Origin of the sequence: Vibrio sp. MACH09, from assembly GCF_033238805.1 — a bacterium.
Taxonomy (GTDB): Bacteria; Pseudomonadota; Gammaproteobacteria; order Enterobacterales; family Vibrionaceae; genus Vibrio.
Genome location: NZ_BSFZ01000001.1, coordinates 257,031 through 282,550, shown reverse-complemented (window position 1 = coordinate 282,550; position 25,520 = coordinate 257,031). Strand labels below are relative to the sequence as shown.

General features: G+C 42.0%; 23 protein-coding genes and 1 rRNA gene. 5 read left to right on the top strand and 19 right to left on the bottom strand.

Annotated elements, in window-relative coordinates; genetic code table 11:
• Nucleotides 1-38: 38 nt before the first annotated feature.
• From CHJ_RS01280 to dusA, 7 genes are all read right to left on the bottom strand, one after another.
• Nucleotides 39-1,589: ribosomal RNA gene (locus CHJ_RS01280) — 16S ribosomal RNA — on the bottom strand.
• Nucleotides 1,590-2,262: 673 nt separating this feature from the next.
• Nucleotides 2,263-3,042 carry a phosphoadenylyl-sulfate reductase gene (locus tag CHJ_RS01275; RefSeq protein ID WP_317916677.1) on the bottom strand — a complete coding sequence of 260 codons (780 nt, stop codon included), beginning with the start codon at nt 3,040-3,042 and terminating at the stop codon, nt 2,263-2,265.
• Complete coding sequence (cysI, locus tag CHJ_RS01270; RefSeq protein WP_317916676.1) at nt 3,035-4,768, bottom strand: assimilatory sulfite reductase (NADPH) hemoprotein subunit; 1,734 nt, start codon at nt 4,766-4,768, stop codon at nt 3,035-3,037. The genes CHJ_RS01275 and cysI overlap by 8 nt, the downstream gene beginning before the upstream one ends.
• Nucleotides 4,768-6,597, bottom strand: coding sequence for an assimilatory sulfite reductase (NADPH) flavoprotein subunit (locus CHJ_RS01265; RefSeq protein WP_317916675.1), 1,830 nt, complete (start codon nt 6,595-6,597; stop codon nt 4,768-4,770). The genes cysI and CHJ_RS01265 overlap by 1 nt, the downstream gene beginning before the upstream one ends.
• 87 nt (nt 6,598-6,684) lie before the next feature.
• Nucleotides 6,685-6,915: a hypothetical protein gene (locus CHJ_RS01260; protein WP_171754838.1), complete on the bottom strand. Its 231-nt coding sequence runs from the start codon at nt 6,913-6,915 to the stop codon at nt 6,685-6,687.
• Between the two features lie 211 nt (nt 6,916-7,126).
• On the bottom strand, nt 7,127-7,336 hold the full coding sequence (gene pspG, locus CHJ_RS01255) for an envelope stress response protein PspG (protein WP_171754839.1): 210 nt from the start codon (nt 7,334-7,336) through the stop codon (nt 7,127-7,129).
• Between the two features lie 144 nt (nt 7,337-7,480).
• Nucleotides 7,481-8,461 (bottom strand): tRNA dihydrouridine(20/20a) synthase DusA, encoded by a 981-nt coding sequence (gene dusA / locus CHJ_RS01250; RefSeq protein WP_317916674.1) that lies wholly within the window; start codon nt 8,459-8,461, stop codon nt 7,481-7,483.
• A gap of 279 nt (nt 8,462-8,740) precedes the next feature.
• Here dusA and zur point away from each other — a divergent pair, with 279 nt between their 5' ends.
• Nucleotides 8,741-9,184: a zinc uptake transcriptional repressor Zur gene (gene zur / locus CHJ_RS01245; RefSeq protein ID WP_216613488.1), complete on the top strand. Its 444-nt coding sequence runs from the start codon at nt 8,741-8,743 to the stop codon at nt 9,182-9,184.
• Between the two features lie 15 nt (nt 9,185-9,199).
• On the top strand, nt 9,200-9,661 hold the full coding sequence (locus tag CHJ_RS01240) for a chemotaxis protein CheX (RefSeq protein WP_171754841.1): 462 nt from the start codon (nt 9,200-9,202) through the stop codon (nt 9,659-9,661).
• Nucleotides 9,662-9,745: 84 nt separating this feature from the next.
• Here CHJ_RS01240 and pgi read toward each other — a convergent pair whose 3' ends face one another.
• Entirely contained in the window at nt 9,746-11,398 is a 1,653-nt protein-coding gene (pgi, locus tag CHJ_RS01235; RefSeq protein ID WP_317916673.1) for a glucose-6-phosphate isomerase, read from the bottom strand.
• Between the two features lie 276 nt (nt 11,399-11,674).
• Here pgi and CHJ_RS01230 point away from each other — a divergent pair, with 276 nt between their 5' ends.
• The gene (locus CHJ_RS01230) at nt 11,675-12,094 is read left to right on the top strand and encodes a secondary thiamine-phosphate synthase enzyme YjbQ (RefSeq protein WP_317916672.1); all 420 of its coding nucleotides are present in this window, start codon (nt 11,675-11,677) and stop codon (nt 12,092-12,094) included.
• Between the two features lie 61 nt (nt 12,095-12,155).
• Here CHJ_RS01230 and CHJ_RS01225 read toward each other — a convergent pair whose 3' ends face one another.
• The 3 genes from CHJ_RS01225 to CHJ_RS01215 are packed head-to-tail and all read right to left on the bottom strand — an operon-like array spanning nt 12,156 to nt 15,869.
• Entirely contained in the window at nt 12,156-13,322 is a 1,167-nt protein-coding gene (locus tag CHJ_RS01225) for a BamA/TamA family outer membrane protein (RefSeq protein ID WP_171754869.1), read from the bottom strand.
• 48 nt (nt 13,323-13,370) lie between these two features.
• Nucleotides 13,371-14,465: an alanine racemase gene (gene alr, locus CHJ_RS01220; RefSeq protein WP_317916670.1), complete on the bottom strand. Its 1,095-nt coding sequence runs from the start codon at nt 14,463-14,465 to the stop codon at nt 13,371-13,373.
• A gap of 9 nt (nt 14,466-14,474) precedes the next feature.
• Entirely contained in the window at nt 14,475-15,869 is a 1,395-nt protein-coding gene (locus CHJ_RS01215) for a replicative DNA helicase (protein ID WP_171754845.1), read from the bottom strand.
• 222 nt (nt 15,870-16,091) lie between these two features.
• Here CHJ_RS01215 and CHJ_RS01210 point away from each other — a divergent pair, with 222 nt between their 5' ends.
• The gene (locus CHJ_RS01210) at nt 16,092-16,820 is read left to right on the top strand and encodes a DUF481 domain-containing protein (protein ID WP_411861553.1); all 729 of its coding nucleotides are present in this window, start codon (nt 16,092-16,094) and stop codon (nt 16,818-16,820) included.
• Nucleotides 16,821-16,873: 53 nt separating this feature from the next.
• Here the strand turns inward: CHJ_RS01210 and rplI are convergent, their stop codons facing one another.
• From rplI to CHJ_RS01175, 7 genes are all read right to left on the bottom strand, one after another.
• Entirely contained in the window at nt 16,874-17,326 is a 453-nt protein-coding gene (gene rplI, locus CHJ_RS01205; protein ID WP_171754847.1) for a 50S ribosomal protein L9, read from the bottom strand.
• A 32-nt stretch (nt 17,327-17,358) separates the two neighbouring features.
• Entirely contained in the window at nt 17,359-17,586 is a 228-nt protein-coding gene (rpsR, locus tag CHJ_RS01200; protein ID WP_000090472.1) for a 30S ribosomal protein S18, read from the bottom strand.
• Nucleotides 17,587-17,656: 70 nt separating this feature from the next.
• A complete protein-coding gene (gene rpsF / locus CHJ_RS01195) occupies nt 17,657-18,055 on the bottom strand; it encodes a 30S ribosomal protein S6 (RefSeq protein WP_171754848.1) in 399 nt (132 codons plus the stop codon).
• 463 nt (nt 18,056-18,518) lie between these two features.
• Complete coding sequence (gene rlmB, locus CHJ_RS01190; RefSeq protein ID WP_171754849.1) at nt 18,519-19,256, bottom strand: 23S rRNA (guanosine(2251)-2'-O)-methyltransferase RlmB; 738 nt, start codon at nt 19,254-19,256, stop codon at nt 18,519-18,521.
• 9 nt (nt 19,257-19,265) lie between these two features.
• A complete protein-coding gene (gene rnr, locus CHJ_RS01185; RefSeq protein ID WP_171754850.1) occupies nt 19,266-21,746 on the bottom strand; it encodes a ribonuclease R in 2,481 nt (826 codons plus the stop codon).
• Nucleotides 21,747-21,909: 163 nt separating this feature from the next.
• Nucleotides 21,910-22,548, bottom strand: coding sequence for a flagellar protein MotX (gene motX / locus CHJ_RS01180; RefSeq protein ID WP_171754851.1), 639 nt, complete (start codon nt 22,546-22,548; stop codon nt 21,910-21,912).
• A gap of 209 nt (nt 22,549-22,757) precedes the next feature.
• Complete coding sequence (locus tag CHJ_RS01175; protein ID WP_317916669.1) at nt 22,758-24,074, bottom strand: adenylosuccinate synthase; 1,317 nt, start codon at nt 24,072-24,074, stop codon at nt 22,758-22,760.
• A gap of 193 nt (nt 24,075-24,267) precedes the next feature.
• On the opposite strand from CHJ_RS01175, the gene CHJ_RS01170 reads away from it, so the two are divergent.
• Nucleotides 24,268-24,453, top strand: a complete 186-nt coding sequence (locus CHJ_RS01170) for a DUF2065 domain-containing protein (RefSeq protein WP_171754853.1) — start codon at nt 24,268-24,270, stop codon at nt 24,451-24,453.
• A 97-nt stretch (nt 24,454-24,550) separates the two neighbouring features.
• Here CHJ_RS01170 and hflC read toward each other — a convergent pair whose 3' ends face one another.
• Nucleotides 24,551-25,519, bottom strand: a complete 969-nt coding sequence (gene hflC, locus CHJ_RS01165; RefSeq protein WP_317916668.1) for a protease modulator HflC — start codon at nt 25,517-25,519, stop codon at nt 24,551-24,553.
• Nucleotide 25,520 lies beyond the last annotated feature (1 nt).

Genomic DNA, 25,520 nt, shown 5'->3' with positions numbered 1-25,520 from the left:
AATCTGTGTGGACACTCATAAACGAGCAATCTTCGTATTAAGGAGGTGATCCAGCCCCAGGTTCCCCTAGGGCTACCTTGTTACGACTTCACCCCAGTCATGAACCACAAAGTGGTAAGCGTCCCCCCGAAGGTTAAACTACCTACTTCTTTTGCAGCCCACTCCCATGGTGTGACGGGCGGTGTGTACAAGGCCCGGGAACGTATTCACCGTAGCATTCTGATCTACGATTACTAGCGATTCCGACTTCATGGAGTCGAGTTGCAGACTCCAATCCGGACTACGACGCACTTTTTGGGATTCGCTCACTTTCGCAAGTTGGCTGCCCTCTGTATGCGCCATTGTAGCACGTGTGTAGCCCTACTCGTAAGGGCCATGATGACTTGACGTCGTCCCCACCTTCCTCCGGTTTATCACCGGCAGTCTCCCTGAAGTTCCCACCCGAAGTGCTGGCAATCAAGGATAAGGGTTGCGCTCGTTGCGGGACTTAACCCAACATTTCACAACACGAGCTGACGACAGCCATGCAGCACCTGTCTCAGAGCTCCCGAAGGCACACCTGCGTCTCCGCTGGCTTCTCTGGATGTCAAGAGTAGGTAAGGTTCTTCGCGTTGCATCGAATTAAACCACATGCTCCACCGCTTGTGCGGGCCCCCGTCAATTCATTTGAGTTTTAATCTTGCGACCGTACTCCCCAGGCGGTCTACTTAACGCGTTAGCTCCGAAAGCCACGGCTCAAGGCCACAACCTCCAAGTAGACATCGTTTACGGCGTGGACTACCAGGGTATCTAATCCTGTTTGCTCCCCACGCTTTCGCATCTGAGTGTCAGTATCTGTCCAGGGGGCCGCCTTCGCCACTGGTATTCCTTCAGATCTCTACGCATTTCACCGCTACACCTGAAATTCTACCCCCTCTACAGTACTCTAGTTTGCCAGTTTCAAATGACCTTCCCAGGTTGAGCCTGGGGCTTTCACATCTGACTTAACAAACCACCTGCATGCGCTTTACGCCCAGTAATTCCGATTAACGCTCGCACCCTCCGTATTACCGCGGCTGCTGGCACGGAGTTAGCCGGTGCTTCTTCTGTCGCTAACGTCAAATAATTGCGCTATTAACACAACTACCTTCCTCACGACTGAAAGTGCTTTACAACCCGAAGGCCTTCTTCACACACGCGGCATGGCTGCATCAGGCTTGCGCCCATTGTGCAATATTCCCCACTGCTGCCTCCCGTAGGAGTCTGGACCGTGTCTCAGTTCCAGTGTGGCTGATCATCCTCTCAGACCAGCTAGAGATCGTCGCCTTGGTGAGCCATTACCTCACCAACTAGCTAATCTCACTTAGGCTTATCCAATCGCAGAAGGCCCGAAGGTCCCCTCTTTTCCCCCGTAGGGCGTATGCGGTATTAGCTATCGTTTCCAATAGTTATCCCCCTCGACTGGGCAAATTCCTAAGCATTACTCACCCGTCCGCCGCTCGACGTCCAATAAATCATCCGAAGAATCTTTATTGCCGTTTCCGCTCGACTTGCATGTGTTAGGCCTGCCGCCAGCGTTCAATCTGAGCCATGATCAAACTCTTCAATTTAAAGTTTTGATTTTGTTTCTCTATTAAGAGAAACGGGACTCAACGAATACTGACTTCAAAACTGCTCTTACCCGAAAGTAAGAAGTAATTTTAAAGCTATTACCATTCCAACAGAATGATAATGAATTGACTGTGCTCTCATTGGTTTTTACTTTTAAAAAAGTAAAACAAAACAGCTCAAGGCTGTATCCAATTCAATATTGGTCACTCAGTTCATTGAAACCGTTGTTGATTTCGTGCCCGAAAGCAGAGAATCATCTTCGATTGTCATCAACGAGTGCCCACACAGATTGATAGGTTTAAATTGTTAAAGAGCGTTGCTTCTTGGTTTCCGTTAAGGTCTTCCCTGAAGCGAGGCGGCCATTCTAGCGATTTAATGTGAAGTGTCAAACACTTTTTTACTTTTTTATTCTTGCTTAAAAAGCGGAATAAAAAGTCACATTGCTAGGCTGCTGCCTGACTGATTTTGCCAGTTAACCCTTGTGGGCTCTGCCGTGTCAGTGAGGGCGCATTATAGAGATCGAATTCACATTGGCAACCCTTTTTTTGCTCTTTTTTGTAAAAAACTCACTTTATGATTAGAAAACCATCAGAACTGCTATTTCTATAACTTTACTCAGTTTTAAAACACAACTTATCCACAGTTTTATTCAATACTGGTTGTTTATTGAGCTTATATTCCTAGCCCATCATTCTGTAATTCATTGTCTTCATGTAAGCCACACTCTCTTTTTAGCCCAAAAAAACGAGTTTCATCTTCTCTCATCCCTTCTTTCCACTTACTTGTTGTATGTGTATCGCCTAAAGAACGGTAGCCACTCTCTTTTAAAGGATGATAAGGCAGATGATTCTCAGACAAGAAAATATCTATATCCTCATCATTCCAATCAACAATAGGTAGAAATTTAAAAACACCATTTTGCACAGAAAGTATTGGTAAATGAGAACGAGTATCTGACTGTCCTCTTCTTAAGCCCGAGAACCAAGTAGTCGCACACAGTTCTTGCAATGCTCTTCTCATAGGCTCAACTTTATTAATCAAATTGTACTTCTTGATACCGTCAATGCCTTGTAACCACAACTTACCGTAACGTGCTTCTTGCCAGTTGGGGCTATCTTCTGCACGGTACACTTTGATATTGAGTTGCAACTTCTCGGTTAACTCATCAATGAACAGGTATGTTTCAGGAAATAAATAGCCTGTGTCCGTTAGTATCACCGGAATATCCGGTGATTCATTTTTCAATAACCCAAGCATGACTGCAGCTTGGATACCAAAGCTAGAGGAAACCACATGATTTCCTTCTATATGAACTAGTGCCCACTTAATCCGTTCTTCAGCAGTTAAACTTTCCAGCTCAGCATTGATTTCTGCCAGCTGTAAGCTTTGAGCCGCTTTATTTAGCTTAAGGTAGTCATCTAACCGATAAAGTTTCTTCAAAGCATTAGGCATAAAAGTCTCTCTTAGAGATAATAACTTCCTCAATGACTCCTGTTCGTATTACAAAATCACCAAACGCTTCATCTTTTAGGCGATTGCTGGCCCATTCACTGACGAGCTGATCGATTTCTTCGAGTATCTGTTCATCGGTAATGTTCTCTTTATACATTTTTGGTACCCGAGTACCGGCTTTATTCCCACCAAGGTGTAAATTGTAACGACCGGGGGCTTTTCCTACTAAACCAATCTCTGCCAGCATGGCTCGACCACAACCATTGGGGCATCCCGTTACCCGCAAAATGATACTGTCATCTTTTGCTATACCATGTTTATCCAAAATAGCTTCTACATCAGTCACGAAAGAAGGTAAAAATCGCTCCGCTTCTGACATCGCTAATGGACAGGTAGGAAAGGCAACACACGCCATTGAGTTTTTACGCTGCTCAGACGTATCATCGTCAATTAAACCGTGCTCTTTTGCTATCTTCTCTATCTGCGCCGCATCTTCATTTGCTACCCCGGCAATAATAAGGTTCTGATTCGCTGTCATTCTAAAATCGCCTTTATGTATCTTGGCAATTTCAGCAACACCCGTTTTTAAAGATCGATCAGCAAAATCAAGTAAACGTCCATTCTCAATAAATAGCGTTAAATGTTGCTTACCATCAATACCATCAACCCAACCAATACGGTCCCCTCTGTGGGTAAATGAATACTGGCGAGTTTCGGCAAATGAAACACCGGCTCTACGTTCGACTTCTGCTTTAAATACATCGATACCAACTCGATCTAATGTGTATTTGGTTTTAGCGTTCTTTCTATTCGAGCGGTTTCCCCAATCTCTTTGCGTGCCTACGACTGCAGCGGCTATATCGAGTGTCTTATCTAACGGGATGAAACCAAAATCGTCGGCTTTTCTTGGATAAGTGGTTTCATCACCATGTGTCATGGCCAGTCCACCACCAACCAATACATTGAATCCAATAAGTTCGCCTTTTTCAGCGATGGCCACAAAGTTAAGATCATTGGCATGAACATCAACATCATTAACCGGCGGAACCACCACTGTCGTTTTGAACTTACGTGGTAAGTAATTGCTGCCTAATATTGGCTCTTCATCTGTTGTTTCAACTTTATCGCCATTCAGCCAGATCTCTGCGTACGCTTTTGTCTTCGGCAGTAGATGTTCACTAATTTTCTTCGCCCATTGGTAAGCCTGTTGATGTAACTCAGACTCAATCGGGTTGCTGGTACATAAAACATTTCGGTTTACATCACCAGCCGTTGCTATTGAATCGATACCAATATCATTTAACGTTTGGTGCATAAGCTTAATATCTGGCTTTAATACACCATGAAACTGAAAAGTCTGTCGCGTAGTTAAGCGAATACTTCCATATGACGTGTGTTCATCAGCAAACTTATCGATAGCTAACCACTGCTTAGGAGTGATAATCCCTCCCGGCATGCGAGCTCTAAGCATTACATTATGTAAAGGTTCCAGCTTTTGCTTCTGTCTTTCAGCTCGAATATCTCTATCATCTTGTTGATACATTCCATGAAAACGAATCAGTTGAAAGTTATCTGCGGTAAAACCACCTGTAATTTGGTCTTGTAGGTCGTTCTCGATTGTTCCTCTCAAAAAGTCACTGCTCTTTTTAAGACGCTCATTATCGGATAAAGGGCCTAAAACCTCTCCCAATACAGTTTGTTTGTCGGTTTGGTTTTGCTTGCTCATTAGTAGACATCCCTTTGATAACGTTTTTCTTTACGCAGATTATTTAGCAATTGCTCTGCTTCTTCTTTGTTAAGCTGACTTTCAGTTTCAATAATGTTGATAAGAGTATTGTGCACATCCTTTGCCATTAGATTTGCGTCACCACACACGTAGATATAAGCGCCTTCCTCTATCCACTTCCATACTTGTGGTGCGTTTTCTAAAAGTCGGTCTTGTACGTAAATTTTGTCTTTTTGATCACGGCTAAAAGCAACATCTAGTTTATTCAGCACGCCACTTTTTAAATATTTTTGCCATTCCACTTGGTATAAGAAGTCTTGCGTAAAAGTACGTTCGCCAAAGATTAGCCAATTTTTACCTGATGCTTCTCTGTTATCTCGCTCTTGAATAAAGCTTCTAAATGGAGCGATTCCTGTTCCAGGACCAATCATGATGATGGGAACATCATCACTTGGAAGTTTGAAGTTGTTATTGTGCTCTACAAAAACCTTTACTTTATCGTCTTCTTGCAGTCTCTCAGCAAGGTAGCTAGACGCTCCCCCTTGACGAGTTTCTCCGTTATTATCGTAGGCAACTAAACCAACAGTAAGATGCACTTCATCTTCTACTTCTAGTTGACTCGATGAAATGGAATATAGCCTTGGGGTTAAACGTCTCAATAGTTCAACCAACTGCTCAGCCGTTAACACTGTTTTCTTTATAGTTAGTACGTCGATGATTTGAGTTTTTGCAGCGAAAGTTCGTAACTTATTTTTGTCATCCACCAGCTTTTGTAACTTTTTACTAGCTGACAGTTCGGCAAATTTAGTGATCAACTGCGGGTTACTAGAGGTAATTTCGAACTTACTGATTAGTGCACTTCGGATAGACAATGAATCCCCATCGACATCAACACTTTCTACGCCAGACAAACCAACCGCTTCAAGTATTTTATCTGCAAGTTCTGCACTATTTTCATACCAAACGCCCAGTGCATCTCCCGGAGCGTATGTTATTCCTGAGCCTTCAAGATCGATCTCAATATGACGGATATCTTTATCTGATTCTCTACCAGTAATTTTTTGATTGGTAAGTAAGCTCGCGGAAAAAGGCGTACTTTTGGAATAGTGAGAAACATCCGTTGTCGCAATAGGTAATGGCACGACTTCAGCATCGTTCGATGCCTCAAACGCTTCTTTTATCTTTTCAAGAGCACTTTGCTGCCACGTTGACACTGAAGATTCATAATCAACATCACAATCAATACGTTCAATAAACGAAGTCGCACCTAATTTGGAGAGATAGCTGTCGAAATCTTTACCGGTTTGGCAGAAAAACTCATAACTGGAGTCCCCTAAGCCAATGACTCCATATTGTAAGTTCGTTAACTTAGGTGCTTTCTTTGACTGCAAAAACTCATGCAACTCAATGGCATTATCAGGAGCTTCTCCTTCTCCATTTGTTGATGCCACAATAATAACGTGAGTCTCTTTTGCTAAGTTCTTTCCTTTATAATCACTTGCATCATAAACGTTCGCTGTAATTCCACGAGCCACTGCATCTTGCTTTAAAGCTTCCGCAACCCCTTTCGCATTACCTGTTTGCGAAGCGAATATAATCGATAGCTGGCTCGATATTTGAGTGGCAACTTGAGAAAGTGCAGGTTGAGAAGCAACTGGAGAGGTCGCGGCTTGCTGACTTATTCCCCAAAAATAACCACTAACCCAAGCCAATTGTTGAGGTGATAATTCCGACGTAGCCGACTGGAGCTGATTAATTTGCTGATCATTTAATGGGCTAGATAGCGCAGAGAGTTCCTTTAATAACATAGTCACGACATTCCTATTCATTGCGTAACTATAGATTAACCACTCCTTTTAATAACAAGAAAGAATAGAAGTTCATGTTTTATAACTTTTAGAGATATAGCGACACTATCACTTCTCTTCAATACGAACTTGATTAAAGCCAACAGCCATCGCAGACTTTGACGCTAAATCAAGATCTAAGTACTGACACTCTTCTCCGTGAGAATCCGTTAGCAACACAAACCCTCCTCTTGCATGCCTAAACTCAACAACCCAGCTTCCATCCTGAATCGAAGGCTCAATAATCGCTTCTACTAACTGCTTTTCTCGATATAGCAATTTTAACTCTGTAATCGTCATTGCTCCTTTCCTTGTCACTTTGCTTTATTACTATTTCATTCATCACTATTTTTAGCTTTGTCCCTATTAAGAATGGCTGATAGTTAACAATTTGCTAACTTTTGTTTGTTCTTATAAATAATAGCTATAAAAAAACGCCCTAGTAGGGCGTTTAGTAACAATAAAATCGATTTATTCTGTGGCTGTACTCTATTTTTAAGCCGCGTTTTTCTTAACGAGCAGTAATCACATAGTTTTTATAGAACCATACACCGAGTGCAATCACTATCAACCAAGGGAGTAACTTCAGTGCAAACCCTAACATTCCCATCAGAAACATCATAAATATAGAGATGCCTATTGCGAGAAAAATGGTCACCATTGTTACACCAGTGAAAAACAGAACCCCTAAGAATACAAATAAGAACAATAGCTCGAACATAATATTTCTCCTTTTCTATTCATAGAGCAGGAATTAAGCCAACTTTAAAAAACAATATAAATCAAAAAGTTAAGATCCAGCCAAACAAAAACCACCTTTATAGCTGTGATAACTTGGTAAAAATAACCTATTTATTGGTTAAATTTACACATTTAGCTCTTTAGGGATTTTTGCTAAAGCTTGCTCTACCACTTCTATTCCCGCACCTTGCTTATGTGCATTCTCACTAATATGCCTTCTCCACTGACGAGCACCGGGCATACTCTGAAAGAGACCTAGCATATGTCGAGTGATATGGCCAAGATAGCTGCCATTTGATAACTGTTGCTCGATGTATGGATACATCTCTTCGACGATTTGGCTACGCTTCTTAATCTGTTTATCTTCTCCAAAGATCTTCTGATCGACCTGAGCCAATAGATAAGGACTTTGGTACGCCTCACGCCCAACCATAACCCCATCAACAAACTCTAAATGCTCTAGAGACTCTTCTAATGTTTTAATACCACCATTAAGGCCAATATTAAGATGAGGAAAATCTTTCTTAACTTGATAAGCCCTTGAGTAATCCAAAGGGGGGATTTCTCTATTTTCTTTTGGGCTAAGACCACTTAACCATGCTTTTCGCGCATGTATAGTAAAGTCATCACAGCCCCCTTTTTCGTTTACAATTGAGAGAAAATCTGTCAAAAACTGATAGCTATCTTGATCATCAATACCAATTCTTGTTTTTACTGTGACAGGAATACTCACCACATCCTTCATGGCTTTAATACAGTCAGCAACCAATTCAGGTTCTGCCATTAGACAAGCGCCAAAACGACCATTTTGAACTCGATCTGAAGGACACCCAACGTTTAAATTGATTTCATCATAACCACGATCTTGCGCCAACTTAGCGCATACAGCTAAATCTTTTGCATTTGAGCCACCGAGTTGTAACGCTACGGGATGTTCTTCTTGGTTATAAGCCAAGAAATCGCCTTTACCATGAATAATTGCACCCGTTGTCACCATCTCGGTGTATAACAGAGACTGCTGTGTTAACAGACGATGGAAATAGCGACAGTGTCTATCTGTCCAATCGAGCATGGGCGCAATGGAAAAGCGAGATGAATGGTGCATAGAAAAGAACCTTGATAAATTCGATGAAAAGCAACCTGTGGTTGCCAATATCAAGCCTAAAAGCTTGCTTCTGATTGGCGCGCATTGTAATCGATCTTGTCATTTTCAGATAGCAAAGTTGTCAACAAGCGCAAATATTCTCAATTAAAATTACGCAAAATGATCTATTTACTTGATCCACAATAGGCTTTTATCTTAGGGTTACATTTCATAACGAACTATAATGTTTGTCTATAAATAGTGTATTATTAACATAGTTCGTGTATTTAGGGGATCAAATTGGATCAAGCGCTACTTGAACATGTCACGGGAATTTGTGAATCTCGAGGTGTGAGGTTTACTCCACAACGTAAGCGAGTATTTGAGCTTATATGCTGCAATAAAAGTGCGTCTAGCGCTTACGATTTATTAGAGCAGTTAAAAGAGAGTGAACCACAGGCCAAACCCCCTACAATATATCGAGCTCTGGACTTTTTGTTAGAGCAAGGCTTTATACATAAAGTTGAATCTAATAATAGTTTTATATCTTGTCGTCTATGTGGTCAGCACAAGCATCACTCTCAACTACTTATTTGTGACCAATGCGGTAACGTAATAGAGCAACAAGATGATAACCTGATGGCTTTGCTGGCTAGTAATGCTGAACAGCACGGTTTTCATATAACAGATCATGTCATTGAAACGCACGGTACCTGTCGGTCCTGCTTATCAACCCATGAATAATTAAGATAGAGTGTTATGCGCGCTGAATTTGTAAATCCGTTTTTAGCTTCATTAATGAACGTGTTAAAAACGATGGCTTCCTTAGAGTTGAAGCCTCAGAAACCAAGAGTTAAAAAAGATGAAATTGCCCGAGGCGATGTTTCTGGACTCATTGGTATGGTTGGAGATCAATCAAAAGGATCGATGTCGATAACTTTTGATGAAGGTTTAGCATTAGAAATAATGCAAAACATGCTAGGTGAGAGACCCAACGGTATTAATGAAGAAGTGACGGATATGGTGGGCGAAATAACCAACATGGTAACAGGAGGCGCAAAACGTATCCTTTCCGATAGTGGGTTTGAGTTCGATATGGCAACGCCAATTGTTGTATCAGGAAAAGGGCATACAATTCGTCATAAATGCGAAGGGGCAATTATTATTATGCCTTTTACTTCTGAATGGGGTAACGCATTTATCGAAATCTGTTTTGAGTAAGTATCAAGTACTCTACATTTCTGTTTTGTCATAAAAAAAGCTGATGCATTGCATCAGCTTTTTCTCTATTACAAGCTTACTAACTTACGCTTTAAACACCTTGAAAGCGTTGATTAGACCGTTAGTGGAGCTATCATGTGAATCTACCGGAGACTCATCAGCCAGCTCTGGCAAAATTTGGTTAGCTAACTGTTTACCCAGTTCTACTCCCCACTGATCAAAGCTAAAGATATTCCAGATAACACCTTGAACAAAGATCTTATGTTCATACATAGCAACAAGGTTACCAAGTACTCGCGGAGTAATCTTTTTAACCAAAATAGAGTTTGTTGGGCGGTTACCTTCAAATACCTTAAATGGAACCAACTCTTTTACTTCTTCAGGTGATTTACCTGCAGCAGCAAATTCCGCTTCAACTTGCTGTTTGGTTTTACCAAACGCCAACGCTTCTGTTTGTGCAAAGAAGTTAGACATCAATTTTTGATGATGATCACTTGCTGGATTATGACTCAATGCAGGAGCAATAAAGTCACATGGGATCAGTTTAGTGCCTTGGTGAATCAACTGATAAAACGCGTGTTGACCATTTGTTCCCGGCTCACCCCAAATGATTGGGCCAGTTTGATAATCAACTTCAACACCGTTTCTATCAACGCACTTACCATTAGATTCCATATTACCTTGCTGGAAATACGCGGCAAAGCGGTGCATATACTGATCATACGGTAAAATAGCTTCCGATTCTGCACCATGGAAGTTGTTATACCACAAGCCAATAACCGCTAAAATCACAGGTACATTACTCTCTAATTCCGTCTCAGAAAAATGCTTGTCCATTTCATGAGCACCATCCAGTAACTCAATATAGTTATCGTATCCAACACATAGAGCAATGGATAAACCAATAGCAGACCATAAAGAGTAACGACCACCAACCCAGTCCCAAAACTCAAACATATTGTCTGTATCAATGCCAAACTCAGAAACTGACTTAGCATTTGTTGATAAAGCAGCAAAGTGTTTTGCAACGTGCGCCTCATCACCAGCTTCAGCTAAGAACCAATCACGAGCAGAATGTGCATTGGTCATGGTTTCTTGAGTAGTAAATGTTTTAGACGCGATCAAAAACAACGTTGTTTCTGGGTTTACTTTTTTAAGCGTCTCAACGATATGAGTGCCATCTACGTTTGATACGAAATGCATATTCAAATGATTTTTATAAGGTGCAAGAGCTTCTGTCACCATATAAGGGCCAAGATCTGAACCACCAATACCAATATTAACAACATCGGTAATCGCTTTTCCTGTATAGCCTTTCCAGTCACCTGAAATTACACGCTCAGTGAATAGTTTGATTTTTTCAAGAACTGCATTCACAGCAGGCATAACATCTTGTCCATCAACAATAACTGGCGTGTTACTACGATTTCTAAGAGCAGTATGAAGAACAGCACGACCCTCAGTTTGGTTGATGGCCTCTCCTGAGAACATAGCATCAATAGCGGCTTTCAATTCTGTTTCATTTGCCAAAGCAAATAATTTATCCATTGTCTCCTGATCGACTAGGTTTTTAGAGTAGTCAACCAGAATGTCTGAACCAAACTGAGTAGAGAAGTTTTCAAAACGCGCTTCATCCTTTGCAAATAGCGTCTTAAGGTCCATATCTTGAGCAGATTCAAAATGCTCTGTTAAAGCTTTCCATGCTTGTGTTTGCGTTGGATTGATGTTTTTCAACATGGTAATTATCCCGATGTTACAATTGGCTATATTCGACTAACAGCAAAAAGTGCGGCTAAATCGAACCCCGATTAAGCAAATCATATCCGTTTTACTCAATATCTATTTTAACTCAACATTGAGCAAAGCGTTGTTATTTATTTTCAGCTTCGAATTATGACGTAACTCGACAATGCTATCATTGAGTTATATCAGATTACCGATTAATCTCTGTCATAGTCGAAAAACAGTGTACTAAGAACACCTCAACAGAGTTATTTTGAGAGAAGCAACTATATGTGGCAGCAAAAAGAGTTTAACTTAAAAGCAAGAAAACGAGGGTTTCATCTTATAACTGATGAAATTGAACAACATATTTCTGAGATTTCTCAATTATCAGTGGGGATTGTTCATCTGTTTATGCAGCATACATCTGCAAGCCTAACTTTAAATGAAAACGCGGATCCTACAGTTAGAACAGACATGGAAAACCATTTTCATCAGATGGTTCCAGAAAATATGCCCTATTATCGTCATACATACGAAGGTTCTGATGATATGCCAGCCCACATAAAAACCTCTTTACTTGGTGCAAGTGTGACAATTCCAATTCGTAATGGACGACTAGCATTAGGAACCTGGCAAGGGATTTATCTCGGTGAGCATAGGAACAATGGCGGCAGTAGAAAGATTATCGCGACAATCAATGGCGAGTAGCGGCAATGATGAGTAGCGGCACAACTGCTACTCAATTTAAACTAACTGATCAGCTAACGGATTAAAATGGTTGGTTAACCATCACCCTAAACAGACTTTCTCCACTTCCCCAGGCCATTTCTGTGCGAACAACAATACCTTCAACTTGAAAACGAATCGCTCCTCCGGCGCTCCATTTCATATCTCTATGAAGTGTTTTAAGGTCATACTCATCTGCTACCCTACCAACATCAACAAACGCGACCCATTGCCACCAAGGTACTTGATACAAGTTGAAAATGGGCCAATCTCCAAGTGGTTGCCACTCAGGCATTACCCGATACTCTGCGCTATAGCTTACTGCACTCCTACCATGGAAGCGACCAGAAGTGTAACTCCTCAGTCGATACAAGCCTCCCAACTTTATCCCTTCATACTCTGAAGGACGATTGCAATGGCCACTCGAGCATTGATTCCATGTTGGTGTATCCGCGGTATATAAACTTAAAGCAAAAACCTGTTTATTAAACAGATCATTTATTGGGCCTAAATCCCAGTAATGGCTGTTTTCTAAAGATACCGTCGCCCATGACTCATCATCTCTATATTGAGGTGAGTAAGTCATATTGACGCTTGTTTTAGATCCTTGAGTGGGGTTCCTTGTATCATTCCTATTATCCCAATCAAATTGAACGGCGACGCCCCATGTCTGTTGTGGCTCCTCAAAAGTCACATCCAATTTTCGGGTAGAAAAGAAAGGCTGAATATTTAAAGAGGAAACACCACTTTCAAAAGGGGTTTTGCCTGAGATATCTCGACTGGGGGTGTAACCTGCTTGCGTTCCTTGCTTTTCTCCTTCTCCCCAAGGAAAGACATACCGAAAAGAAGCACGATACTTGGCTTCTTTGCCAGTTGTGACCGTCACATCACCTACATTGGAATCATTACTTCCTTGCTCACCAAGATAATAGTTACTATCAACATAGTTGCCTTGGTATAACTCGAAACCAAGTAACCAGTTATTATCTGTTTGATAATTAGCTACAGAGCCGTAGGTCATAAACGAATTTTTGTCGGTATAAAAGCCAGTGGCTAACACACTCATTTGGGGCTGCAATACCCCTTTGGCTACACCGGCTATTCCAATGGCGTTTCCGAGGCTGTCAGAAGTAAAAGCGAAAGGAACGACAGCGGATTCAGGCACCCAATTTGGCCAGCCATCTGCATATAAGAGATCGCTGTTAACCATTGATAACGAAAACAGGAGTGCACCATAAGTGCGAGGAATAGACACTCGCTACTCTTGGTGAGAGAGGTATATCATTTCTACACGGTCGGTTAATTTAGTGACCAACTCATAACCAATGGTTCCTATATGATTAGAAACATCTTCTGCTGGTAACTCCTCTCCCCACATAATCGCTTCATCACCTACTTTATCCTTAGCGTCAATACCAAGATCCACGGTTAACATATCCATAGAGACACGACCAACTAAAGGAACAATACGACCATTAACAAAGACAGGAGTGCCATTTGGGGCCGTTCGAGGATAACCATCTCCATAACCAACAGCAATAACGCCTACTTTTGTCTCTTTCTCACATGTCCACGCACCACCATAACCGACTTTTTCACCTGCTTTAACCACTCGTACAGCAATCAAACACGACTTTAACGTCATTACAGGTTTATAGCCTAAGGTCTTAGCAGGCTTATCATTAAATGGAGAAACACCATATAAAATGATTCCGGGGCGGTTCCACTCCAGTCGGCTTTCTGGCCATGATAGGATGCCAGCCGATGCTGCTAGTGAGCGCTCACCATCACAGTGCTGGGTTATAGATAAAAATAGCTCTATTTGTTGCTGAGTCACGGGACTATCTAAATCATCTGCGCTGGCAAAGTGGCTCATAACATTGACGGGTTGTTGAACGTTCTTACAACGATTTAGTCTCGTAATGTACTCATCATACTCTTCCGGCTGTATGCCGAGGCGATGCATTCCTGTATCAACTTTTAACCATACTTTTATGGGAGTATCGATATTGGCCTTTTCAAGGGCTTCGAGTTGCTCAATATTATGAACAGCGGTATGCAAATTATTTGTAGATAGAATATCGAGATCTTCTGGGAAATAGAAACCTTCAAGCAATAGAAGTGGCTTAACGATTCCCGCAGATTTAAGCTGCAATGCTTCTTCAATTCTTGCAACACCAAAAGCATCGGCTTGTTTAATGCTATTAGCAATATTAAGGATGCCATGCCCATAAGCATTGGCTTTAATGATGGCAACAATTTTACTGCCTGGTGACTGCTCGGCAATCTTATTAAAATTGTATTTTAATGCATCCAGATTAATACAAGCGGTGGCCGCTTTAATGTTGCTCATTCAATATCCTTATTCGTCGTCAAACGCAGGTCCAGCGTAATTATCAAAACGAGAAAACTGCCCTTGGAAAGTTAATCGTACCGAACCAATGGGGCCGTTACGTTGCTTACCAAGAATAATTTCTGCAATACCTTTTAATGTGCTGTCTGGGTGATAAACCTCATCTCGATAGATAAACATAATCAAATCGGCATCCTGCTCTATCGATCCTGATTCACGCAAATCGGAGTTAACTGGGCGCTTATCAGCTCGCTGCTCCAAAGAACGGTTAAGCTGTGAAAGAGCAACAACTGGAACATTCAGCTCTTTTGCCAACGCTTTTAGTGAGCGCGATATTTCCGCTATTTCCAATGTACGGTTATCACTTAAAGATGGCACACGCATTAATTGAAGGTAATCGATCATAATCATGCTAACGCCACCATACTCGCGAGCAACGCGACGAGCGCGTGAGCGTAACTCCGTCGGCGTCAGACCTGAGCTATCATCAATCAGCATGTTTTTCTTCTCCATCAAAATTCCCATGGTAGAAGAAATTCTCGCCCAGTCTTCATCATCCAACTGACCCGTCCGGATCTTAGTTTGATCCACTCGAGATAAAGAAGCCAACATACGCATCATCAGCTGTTCTGATGGCATCTCTAATGAAAATATAAGTACAGGCTTATCTTGAGCCATTGCGGCATTTTCACACAAGTTCATCGCAAATGTGGTTTTACCCATGGATGGACGAGCGGCAACAATAATAAGATCCGAGCCTTGCAAACCCGCTGTCTTCTTATTTAAGTCGGTAAAACCCGTATCTAAACCTGTTACTCCGTCTTGAGGAGATTTATAGAGTATTTCAATCCGCTCTAAGGTTTTCTCTAATATAGATTCAACGCTTTGCGGGCCTTCGTTTTCACTTGTTCGCTCTTCCGCAATGGCAAATACTTTTGTCTCTGCCAAGTCCAACAGGTCTTCTGATGTTCGACCTTGCGGATCATAACCAGCATCCGCGATTTCATTGGCAACACCAATTAAGTTACGAACTAAAGCTCTTTCCGCTACAATTTCTGCATAAGCGTTAATATTAGCCGCGGTAGGCGTATTTTTTGCTAAGTCAGCCAGATAAGCAAAGCCACCAACATCATCAAGTTGCTCTCTCTGCTCCAAAAACTCTGACAAAGTGATCAAATCTAGCGGATCACTATTCTCCAAAATTGATTTAACAGCTTCAAAAATATATCGATGAGGACGACTATAAAAATCTTTCGCTACTACTTTTTCGGCAACAGTATCCCAACGCTCATTATCCAATAATAAGCCACCAATAACTGACTGCTCTGCTTCCAATGAGTGAGGAGGCGCTTTGATCGCTTCAACTTGAGAATCAGTTCTGTTTTTATTGTGGACTTCAGCCATGGTTATACTCTATTACTCGTTATAGCCGGACATTATAGCGGCATTAGCCGCACTATAGTCAATCGATATTACTTAAAAATTGAAGTCATATTTTAAACTGTTCGAGCAGTTAATTAACATCGTTCTGACTAATATAATTTAACAAAACTTATACTCATTAAATTAACCGATAAATGAAAAGGGCAATGAGTGTCAACTAGGTCGCTAATCTTACTTGGACTAATAACGAGTTCCGTTGTTTATGCAAATGATGATGTGGATGAAACATCTGAAAAACAGCCATCACCACTAAGTACTGAAGTTGAATTTGGTTATCAATCACACTCCGGCAACTCAGATACTCAGTCTCTGAACTCTCGTTTAGAAGCTGAGTACACTTCAGGGCAACATCGTCATTCTGGCGAATTTAAGCTGTATAAATTGGATAAAGATGGCGAAGAAGATAAGTTTCAGACCTCTTATCAACTACAAAGTGACTATAAACTCGGCAGCAAACTGTATCTTTATGGTAGTTTTCAAGGCATTGACTCCCGTCACAGTGCCTACTTTAAAGACTACACACTGTCAGGAGGACTTGGTTATCAATTTGCACACTCAGACGAGCTGCAATTAGAAGTCGAGTTTGGCCCCGGTTATCGTTATCAAGAGCCGAACTTAGACGAACTCGACGACGACGATTTGATTTTTCCCGATATAGTGCAAGAGCCTATTTTTAGAGGCAACGTCGCGCTGGATTGGCAACTGTTAGATACGCTATCTCTGTCAGGCCAAGTAACATTGGTTGCGGGGGAAAGTAATATGAGAACGGATTCAGAAATCAGTTTTACCAACAATATTACTGATGATATTGCTTTAAAAGTTTCTCAATCACGTCAGTACCATGACAAGGTGCCTGATGGGTTGAGTAAATCCGATAGCGTTTTATCAGTCAATCTTCTCTTTTCATTCTAAAAAAAACACCAGCACAAAGGCTGGTGTTTTTAATATCGTATCGATACCGAATATTACTCAGCAGCAACAACTTCTAGTTTAACTGTTGCAAAAACTTCAGAATGAAGTTGGATGCTAATGTCAAACTCACCAGTGTTACGTAGAGCACCTTCAGGTAGACGAACTTCGCTCTTAGCTACTTCAACACCTGCCGCAGAAACTGCGTCAGCGATGTCACGAGTACCGATAGAACCGAATAGTTTGCCTTCGTCACCAGCTTTAGATGCGATAACAACCGCTTCTAGTGCTGCAACTTTGTCTGCACGAGCTTGAGCAGCTGATAGTTGCTCAGCAACTTTAGCTTCAAGTTCAGCACGACGTGCTTCAAACATTTCAACGTTAGCTTTAGTTGCCATTACTGCCTTATTCTGAGGAATAAGGAAGTTACGAGCGTAACCAGATTTAACGTTAACAGTATCGCCAAGGCCACCTAGGTTGCCGATTTTATCAAGTAGAATAACTTGCATTGTTTAATCCTCTCTCTTAATAAAACGTGCGATTACTGATGCTTATCAGTGTAAGGCAGTAGTGCTAGGTAACGAGAACGCTTAATAGCGCGTGCTAGCTGACGCTGATACTTAGCGCTCGTACCAGTGATACGGCTAGGTACAATTTTACCAGCTTCAGTGATGTAGTTTTTAAGAGTTGCTACATCTTTGTAGTCAATCTCTTGTACGCCTTCTGCTGTAAAACGGCAGAATTTACGACGACGGAAGAAACGAGCCATGGGCTATCTCCTAATCTTAAATTTGAGTTAAGTTGATTGAGAAATTTCAAAGACTTTGCAGTCTACAAAATCACTCAGCTGCTTCTGGCTTAGCTTCTGGCTTAGCTTCTGAACGCTCTTCACGACGAGGAGCACGCTCTGCACGCTCTTCTTTTTGCTTAAGCATGATAGATTGTTCAGTGATAGCAGATTTAGTACGCATAATCATGTTACGTAGAACTGCATCGTTAAAACGGAAAGCAGTTTCTAGCTCATCAATCACAGCTTGATCAGCTTCAACGTTCATAAGAACGTAGTGAGCTTTGTGAAGCTTGTTGATTGGGTAAGCCATTTGACGGCGGCCCCAGTCTTCTAGACGGTGTACAGTACCGCCAGCTTCAGTGATAGAACCAGTGTAACGCTCGATCATGCCAGCAACTTGCTCGCTTTGATCAGGGTGCACCATGAATACGATTTCGTAATGACGCATTGGTTGCTCCTTACGGATTAGTAGCTTCCACGAATGGCTCGGTCGTCCAGGGGAAGCAAGGAACTAAGATAAATGACCGAGAATTAAGGACGGCAAATAGTATAGAAAATAGACGTCAGTAGCAAGGTATTTTTAACGAATCACCACGTTATATTTTTAGGTCAGTTAAAGGGGCAGAGTTTAGAGCTTCACTAAGGTATTCCACCGATGAGATATCGCTAAAAAAATACGCCCATATCAAGGCTAGATAATGCTCTGATAGGCATGTCGATTCGCAACAAAATAGGCCGTTAAACCGGCTTGTATTCCATGATTTAAACTAATCAGTATATCGCTATTAGAAAGGCCAGATTCAGTGAGAATCTGGCCTTTCTACATTGACAATTTGATAGCGACTAAGCTTTCAGAGGAGCAGAATCTATAGCCGCATAACCTCTGGATGTTTGAACCGTTATATTTGTTGCTATTTTAATCGCTGGCGAACCGCTTCAAATAAACAGACACCACTTGCGACTGACACATTCAAGCTAGACACCGAACCTGACATTGGTATTTTTATCAGGTCATCACATGTTTCGCGAGTTAATCGCCTCATACCGTCACCTTCTGCGCCCATAACGATGGCTAATGGCCCAGTCAGTTTAGATTGATAGATATCATGAGTTGCTTCTCCCGCAGTACCAACAAACCAAACATTTTGTTGCTGCATAGCACGCATTGTTCTCGCTAAGTTAGTCACTCTAACCAAAGGTACCGTCTCAGCAGCACCACAAGCGACCTTACTTACAGTCGCGGTTAAAGGAGCCGACTTATCTTTGGGTACGATTACGGCTGCGACACCTGCTGCATCTGCGTTCCTTAGACAAGCACCTAAATTATGCGGATCGGTAACACCATCCAAAACTAAAAACAGTGGCTGATCATGCTGTGCAATAATGTCATCCAGATCATTCTCATTTAAAGCTTTGGCTGGTTTCACGCGGGCAATAATACCTTGATGATTAGCGCCATTGGCTTTGTCATCAAGAGCTTTTCGGCCTGCTTGCTGAATAGAAACACCAAAATTTTGCAGTTGCTTAAGCAAAGGCATAAGACGTTCGTCTTCCCTTCCTTTCAACACAAATGCTTCGATAAATCGAGCGGGATCTTTTTCTAATACCGCTTTTACCGCGTGTATTCCATATATAAATTCGTTACTCATTATTTAACTCTATTTAGATGCTTTGTTTTTTCCACGAGCTTTACTTTTATTTGCTCTGGACTTTTTCTTGCGTGCTTTTTCCGCTTTATTCTTTTTATTAGCAGGCTTTTTAGAACCAGATTCATCACTGGAACCGTCTGGACGCTTAGTTGGCTCAACCAAAGGTTTTGCACCTTTGCCTGATCGTCGAGACTTCACTTCTGCTTTTTTCTTCGACGCAAATTTTTTGTCTGCATTCGCTGCTCTTTTTTTAGCAGACTTTCCTTTGCCGCGTAGCTTACGACTTGTTTCCACTAATTCAAAGTCAATTTGTCGATCATCTAAATTAACCGACAATACTTTTACAGTAACGCAATCCCCTAGGCGATAAATCTGTCCAGAAGCTTCACCAACTAATCGTTGGCCTATCGCATCATACTGATAGTAGTCATTGGCCAATGCGGAGATATGCACCAAACCGTCGATATGCAGCTCAGACAAGCGTACAAAGAAACCAAAGCCTGTCACATTGGCAATCACGCCTTCTAACTGCTCACCCACATGATCTTGCATATATTCACATTTAAGCCAGTCAGAGACTTCTCGGGTAGCATCATCTGCTCTTCGCTCAGTCATGGAGCACTGTTCACCGTATACATCCATATCATCAAACGAATAATGATACCCACCCGTTGGTGTCCAGCGATCTTTGTTCTTCCCTTCCATTTTGGCGATAAGATATTTAATGGCTCGGTGCAACAGTAAATCCGGATAGCGACGGATCGGTGAAGTAAAGTGTGCATAGCGTTTTAAAGCTAAGCCAAAGTGTCCTGCATTGTCTGGGTTGTAAACCGCCTGCTTCATTGAACGCAAAAGCATGGTTTGGATCAGCTCTTTATCTGGACGCTGACTAATCGCAATCATTAATTCGGCATAATCAGTCGGAGATGGCTCTAACCCGCCATTCAGCGTTAAACCAAGTTCACTAAGGAAATCTTTAAAGCCTGTTAAACGTTGCTCCCCTGGAGACTCATGTATACGGAAAAGTGCAGGCTCTTTAAGCTTTTCAACCAATGATGCAGAAGCAATATTCGCTAATATCATGCACTCCTCAATCAGCTTATGAGCATCATTTCGGATTACAGGTTCTATTCGGTCTATCTTGCGCTCAGCATTAAAAATAAACTTCGTCTCGACGGTCTCAAACTCGATTGCCCCGCGGTTATCTCGCGCTTTTTTAAGAACCTTGTACATGTTGTGTAGTTCTTGAATATGCGGAACAACATTGGAGTAGCGCTCAATCAGCTCCTCATTTCCATTCAGCATTGCATCAACTTTGGTGTACGTCAGACGGGCGTGAGAGTTCATTACCGCTTCATAATGCTTGTAACCCGACAGTTTGCCACTAGCGGAGACCGTCATCTCACACACCATACACAAACGATCAACTTGCGGATTCAAAGAACAGAGGCCATTGGATAGTACTTCTGGCAGCATTGGTACGACTTGAGATGGGAAATAGACAGAGTTTCCTCGATTAATCGCTTCTTTGTCTAATGCGGTATCGGGTCTAACATAGTAACTCACATCAGCAATCGCAACCCAAAGACGCCATCCTCCAGTCGCTTTTTTCTCACAATAAACCGCATCATCGAAATCTCGGGCATCTTCACCGTCGATGGTCACTAAAGGGAGGTCACGAAGATCAACTCGACCCGCTTTTGCTTCTTCTGGTACTTCTTCACCCAAATTAGCAATCTGAGCGTCGACCTCTTCAGGCCATTCGTTTGGTATTTGATGTGTTCGTATGGCAATTTGAGTTTCCATGCCCGGTGCCAGGTTTTCCCCAAGCACTTCAACGACTCGACCAGTCATACCTCTAGTTCGGCTTCCTCTATCGGTAATCTCAATCACCACCACATTACCCATTCTCGCCCCTAGACGAACATCATCAGGGATCAAAATATCTTGGCTAATTCGTGAGTCATCAGGAACAACATAAGCGTAACCCTGATCTAAAAAGAAACGTCCCACAATTTGGGTTTTTCGTTCTTCCAAAACGCGAACAAGACGACCTTCTTTCCTACCACGTTTATCTTTTCCGGTTGGTTGAACCAGAACTAAATCACCATGAATAATGGTTCGCATTTGATGGTGCGGCAGTAATATGTCGTTGTCTTTACCAACACTTCCTTCCGGTCTAACCCAGCCGTGACCATCTTTATGACCAATGACACTGCCTTTGATCATTTCGAGCTTATCAGGCAGTGCATAACATTGACGGCGAGTGAAAACCAACTGTCCATCTCTTTCCATTGCTCTTAAGCGTCGACGCAACCCTTCGTACTGGTCTTCACCGGTCAATCCAAGTACAGCAAACAGATCATTCCTGTTCATTGGTACATTGGCTTCTTGAAGATACTCTAAGATAAATTCTCTGCTTGGAATTGGGTTTTCATAATTATTAGCTTCGCGAGCGGCAAATTGATCAATAGGTGTTTTGTCCGACATAAGCAAACCTGCTCTTTTAGGAAGGAATATAGTAGTAAGTATACGCGATATATCGAGAAGAATCTGATTAAGCTACCGAAATGATTAATAAATTCATTTGAGGGAATAAAAAACGCCCTGATCATATCAGAGCGCTCTATATAAAAATTCTTAGCACGTTACCTTACCAAAAAACATCTCGCCGCTTCGCACGCGCAATAATGTTTTCAGGCATCCGTTGGGCGAGCCCAGTACGTAACATAGCGATTCTTTTATGCTCTCTTTTATCTGATGTCACTGAGTTATACAGCCAACGATAAGCATCTTCATAGTCTAAGGGGCTGCCATAGTCTCTTAGCAGTAACTCCGCAAGCTGAATACGCGCTCTAACATTCCCCATGGCCGCAGCTTCACGAAGATAGGGAATCGCCCTCTCTTTGTCTTGCTGAACAAGAGTACCACGAGAATAATAACGCCCTAACTTCTCAAGCGCAGAAGGAAGACCTTGATGTGCGGCATTTTCAATATAGTAAAGACCGAGCTCGACGTCCTGCTCAACACACACACCCCAAGAAAGCATATCACCATAAAGAAATTCATACGCAGGCAGGCTTATACGTGTCGCACGCGCAACAATATCCTCAACCAGCTGACACTTATCTGCCTTAACTCGTTCTAGATGCTTATTGTCATCGATTAATCTGATTAGCTCTGCTTCTGTATATATCGGCACAGGAGCCCCTATCTCTGCTGTTTCAGCTTTTGCTTTCGACAGCGGGGACAACGCCAATAATAAAGAAGCGGCTATGATCTTAAGCTTCATACCTGCACTCTTTCTTTATACCGTGCTCTGTTATCGGCAATAACTAACCGGACTTTAGCGAAAAACTAATATCTAAGGCAGAATATTGCCGAGCTAAGTTAAAAACATACCGCTCAAAAGAGTATATGACAATAGCGATTGTCTATTATGCTAACAGTATAAAAAAACCGACCTGATTAGGTCGGTTTTTTTATTACAGAGTCTCAGATTTAAGAGTTAAAAGGGTGAACCTTTATAATCGTCTCATTACGATCTGGACCAGTAGAAATAATATCGATCGGTACACCTGTTAGCTCTTCAATACGCTTAATGTAGTCGATAGCAGCTTGTGGTAACTCATCAAGGTTTTTAACACCAAATGTACTTTCAGACCAACCTGATACGGTCTCGTAGATAGGTGTTGCTTCTTCAAATGCTTCAGCAGCCATTGGAGACACTTCCAGCACTGAGCCATCTTTCATCTCATAGCCAGTACAGATTTTCAGTTCTTTTAGGCCATCTAATACATCAAGCTTAGTTAAGCAAAAGCCTGAAATCGAGTTAAGCTGAACAGCACGACGCATAGCAACGGCATCAAACCAACCCGTACGGCGTAAACGACCAGTTGTTGCGCCAAACTCTTGGCCAACATCACCTAAATGTTTACCTACAGGGTCTTGCTTATCGATACCATCGTAAAGCTCTGTCGGGAATGGCCCTGACCCTACACGAGTACAATAAGCTTTAGTAATTCCAAGAATATAGCCGATATGACGAGGACCAAAACCAGAACCCGCAGCAACACCACCAGCAGTCGTATTTGAAGACGTTACGTATGGGTAAGTACCGTGGTCAATGTCTAACAGTGTGCCTTGCGCACCTTCGAACATAATCTTATCACCACGTTGACGAGCTTTATCTAACTCATCTGTCACGTCGATAACCATAGAAGTCAGTAGGTCGGCATAACCCATGGCTTGCTCTAAAACATCTTCATAGCTAACAGGTTCTGCTTTATAAAAATGTTTAAGTTGGAAGTTATGGAAATCCATGACTTCTTTTAATTTTTCGGCAAATGCTTCTTTATCAAAAAGGTCGCCGACACGAAGGCCACGACGAGCAACTTTATCTTCATAAGCCGGACCAATACCTCGGCCAGTTGTTCCAATGGCTTTTTTACCACGAGCGGCTTCGCGAGCTTGATCAAGAGCAATATGATAAGGAAGAATTAACGGGCATGCTTCAGAAATGAAAAGACGCTCACGAACAGGAATACCGCGTTCTTCTAAAGGTTTCATCTCTGTGAGTAGTGCATCAGGAGAGAGCACAACACCATTGCCAATCACGCATTTTACGTTGTCTCGAAGAATACCTGATGGAATTAAGTGGAGAACGGTTTTTTCACCGTCAATGACTAGAGTGTGACCTGCATTGTGACCGCCTTGATAGCGAACGGTATATTTTGCATCTTCCGTTAGTAGGTCAACAATTTTTCCTTTACCTTCGTCACCCCATTGGGTGCCTAGAACGACTACGTTATTTCCCATCTTTCCAGTTCTGCCTGCTAGTTAAAAATGGATTCTAGCACCTAACTTGATATCTTGCAGTCATTTTTTTGCCATAGAATGTCATAATGTAGTAACTCCTTAATTTAATTATAAATGTGACATAAAGCATATTTCCAAAAAAGGCATTCGTTTGCCTTCAGATTCATGTCACATAAAAGCAGGTAACATAAACATGACAAATTCAATCTGGTTAGCGATTGGTCTTTTATTGATTGCAGAAGGTCTCGGTCCACTGATCGCACCTAATGGATGGCGAAATATGGTGGCTGAAATGAGTAAGCAGCCAGACAATCAATTACGGCGAATTGGAGGTTGCCTGGTCGTTTCTGGGGCTGTGATTGCGTTTATGGTGCTATAAATTCAACTCATTATAAGTTAAGCCAATAATAAATCAGCAGACATAAAAAAGGCTTCATCACTGAAGCCTTTTATCACTATTGGTAATCACAAAAAGATTACTTACCAATCAAACCTTTAGCGTCGTTCATGTATTTGAAGAACTCGCTCTTAGGATCAAGTACTAAGATATCATTCTTACTACTAAATGAACGCTCATATGCTCTAAGAGAACGTAAGAAACTGAAAAACTCAGCATCTTTCTTATACGCATCTGCGTAGATTGCTGCTGCTTTAGCATCCGCAGAACCTCGAGTCACACGTGCCGTTCTATCTGCTTCTGCAAGTACAGTAGCAACTTCAAGCTCAGCTTGAGCACGGATAACTTCCGCTTTCTCACGACCTTGAGAACGGTGTTTACGAGCAACAGATTCACGCTCTGCACGCATACGACGATAGATTGATTCACTGATTTCATCAGGTAAGTTGATTTTCTTCATTCTGAAGTCAACCAACGCAACACCAAGGTCGTTCATCGCACTTTCACGAGTACCATTCAATACTTCGCTCATGATAACGTCACGCTCACCTTCAATCTCTAATACTTCTTTAGAGACTTCAGATATACCGTCATCAGCAAGAACAATTGCACCGGAACGAGGGCCAGATACGATCTGCTTGATCTCTCTAGCACCGATTTCTGCACGAAGAATATCCGTTACTTTTCTTTCAAGTAGTGCCTGAGCAGTTAGTGTATCACCACCGCCAGTTGCCAAGTAAAATTGTCCAAAATCTTCGATTCGCCACTTAACGTAGGAGTCGATGATGACATCTTTTTTCTCGGAGGTCACAAAACGGTCAGCTCTACCATCCATTGTTTGGATAAGTGCGTTCAGCTCTTTAACTCGATCGAAGAGTGGCATTTTAAAATGCAAACCAGGCTCATAGATGCGAGACATTTCTGTATTGTCTTTCAGGACTCGGCCAAATCGAATAACGATTCCGCGCTCACCCTCAGGAATAACAAAAACAGACATTAGCAGCATCGCTAGCGCAGCGAAAATAACAGGGATCATTAACTTACGCATT

What these genes read in the sequence shown, in the direction of transcription:
- cysI (WP_317916676.1), bottom strand. Translation starts at nt 4,768, where the DNA reads ATGAGCAAGCAAAACCAAACCGACAAACAAACTGTATTGGGAGAGGTT.
- CHJ_RS01240 (WP_171754841.1), top strand. Translation starts at nt 9,200, where the DNA reads ATGCGCGCTGAATTTGTAAATCCGTTTTTAGCTTCATTAATGAACGTG.
- dusA (WP_317916674.1), bottom strand. Translation starts at nt 8,461, where the DNA reads ATGCACCATTCATCTCGCTTTTCCATTGCGCCCATGCTCGATTGGACA.
- CHJ_RS01175 (WP_317916669.1), bottom strand. Translation starts at nt 24,074, where the DNA reads ATGGGAAATAACGTAGTCGTTCTAGGCACCCAATGGGGTGACGAAGGT.
- CHJ_RS01265 (WP_317916675.1), bottom strand. Translation starts at nt 6,597, where the DNA reads ATGAATAGGAATGTCGTGACTATGTTATTAAAGGAACTCTCTGCGCTA.
- CHJ_RS01260 (WP_171754838.1), bottom strand. Translation starts at nt 6,915, where the DNA reads ATGACGATTACAGAGTTAAAATTGCTATATCGAGAAAAGCAGTTAGTA.
- hflC (WP_317916668.1), bottom strand. Translation starts at nt 25,519, where the DNA reads ATGCGTAAGTTAATGATCCCTGTTATTTTCGCTGCGCTAGCGATGCTG.
- CHJ_RS01215 (WP_171754845.1), bottom strand. Translation starts at nt 15,869, where the DNA reads ATGGCTGAAGTCCACAATAAAAACAGAACTGATTCTCAAGTTGAAGCG.
- pgi (WP_317916673.1), bottom strand. Translation starts at nt 11,398, where the DNA reads ATGTTGAAAAACATCAATCCAACGCAAACACAAGCATGGAAAGCTTTA.
- CHJ_RS01170 (WP_171754853.1), top strand. Translation starts at nt 24,268, where the DNA reads ATGACAAATTCAATCTGGTTAGCGATTGGTCTTTTATTGATTGCAGAA.
- rpsR (WP_000090472.1), bottom strand. Translation starts at nt 17,586, where the DNA reads ATGGCTCGTTTCTTCCGTCGTCGTAAATTCTGCCGTTTTACAGCAGAA.
- rpsF (WP_171754848.1), bottom strand. Translation starts at nt 18,055, where the DNA reads ATGCGTCATTACGAAATCGTATTCATGGTGCACCCTGATCAAAGCGAG.
- CHJ_RS01225 (WP_171754869.1), bottom strand. Translation starts at nt 13,322, where the DNA reads ATGGTTAACAGCGATCTCTTATATGCAGATGGCTGGCCAAATTGGGTG.
- CHJ_RS01230 (WP_317916672.1), top strand. Translation starts at nt 11,675, where the DNA reads ATGTGGCAGCAAAAAGAGTTTAACTTAAAAGCAAGAAAACGAGGGTTT.
- pspG (WP_171754839.1), bottom strand. Translation starts at nt 7,336, where the DNA reads ATGTTCGAGCTATTGTTCTTATTTGTATTCTTAGGGGTTCTGTTTTTC.
- CHJ_RS01275 (WP_317916677.1), bottom strand. Translation starts at nt 3,042, where the DNA reads ATGCCTAATGCTTTGAAGAAACTTTATCGGTTAGATGACTACCTTAAG.
- rnr (WP_171754850.1), bottom strand. Translation starts at nt 21,746, where the DNA reads ATGTCGGACAAAACACCTATTGATCAATTTGCCGCTCGCGAAGCTAAT.
- motX (WP_171754851.1), bottom strand. Translation starts at nt 22,548, where the DNA reads ATGAAGCTTAAGATCATAGCCGCTTCTTTATTATTGGCGTTGTCCCCG.
- alr (WP_317916670.1), bottom strand. Translation starts at nt 14,465, where the DNA reads ATGAGCAACATTAAAGCGGCCACCGCTTGTATTAATCTGGATGCATTA.
- rplI (WP_171754847.1), bottom strand. Translation starts at nt 17,326, where the DNA reads ATGCAAGTTATTCTACTTGATAAAATCGGCAACCTAGGTGGCCTTGGC.
- rlmB (WP_171754849.1), bottom strand. Translation starts at nt 19,256, where the DNA reads ATGAGTAACGAATTTATATATGGAATACACGCGGTAAAAGCGGTATTA.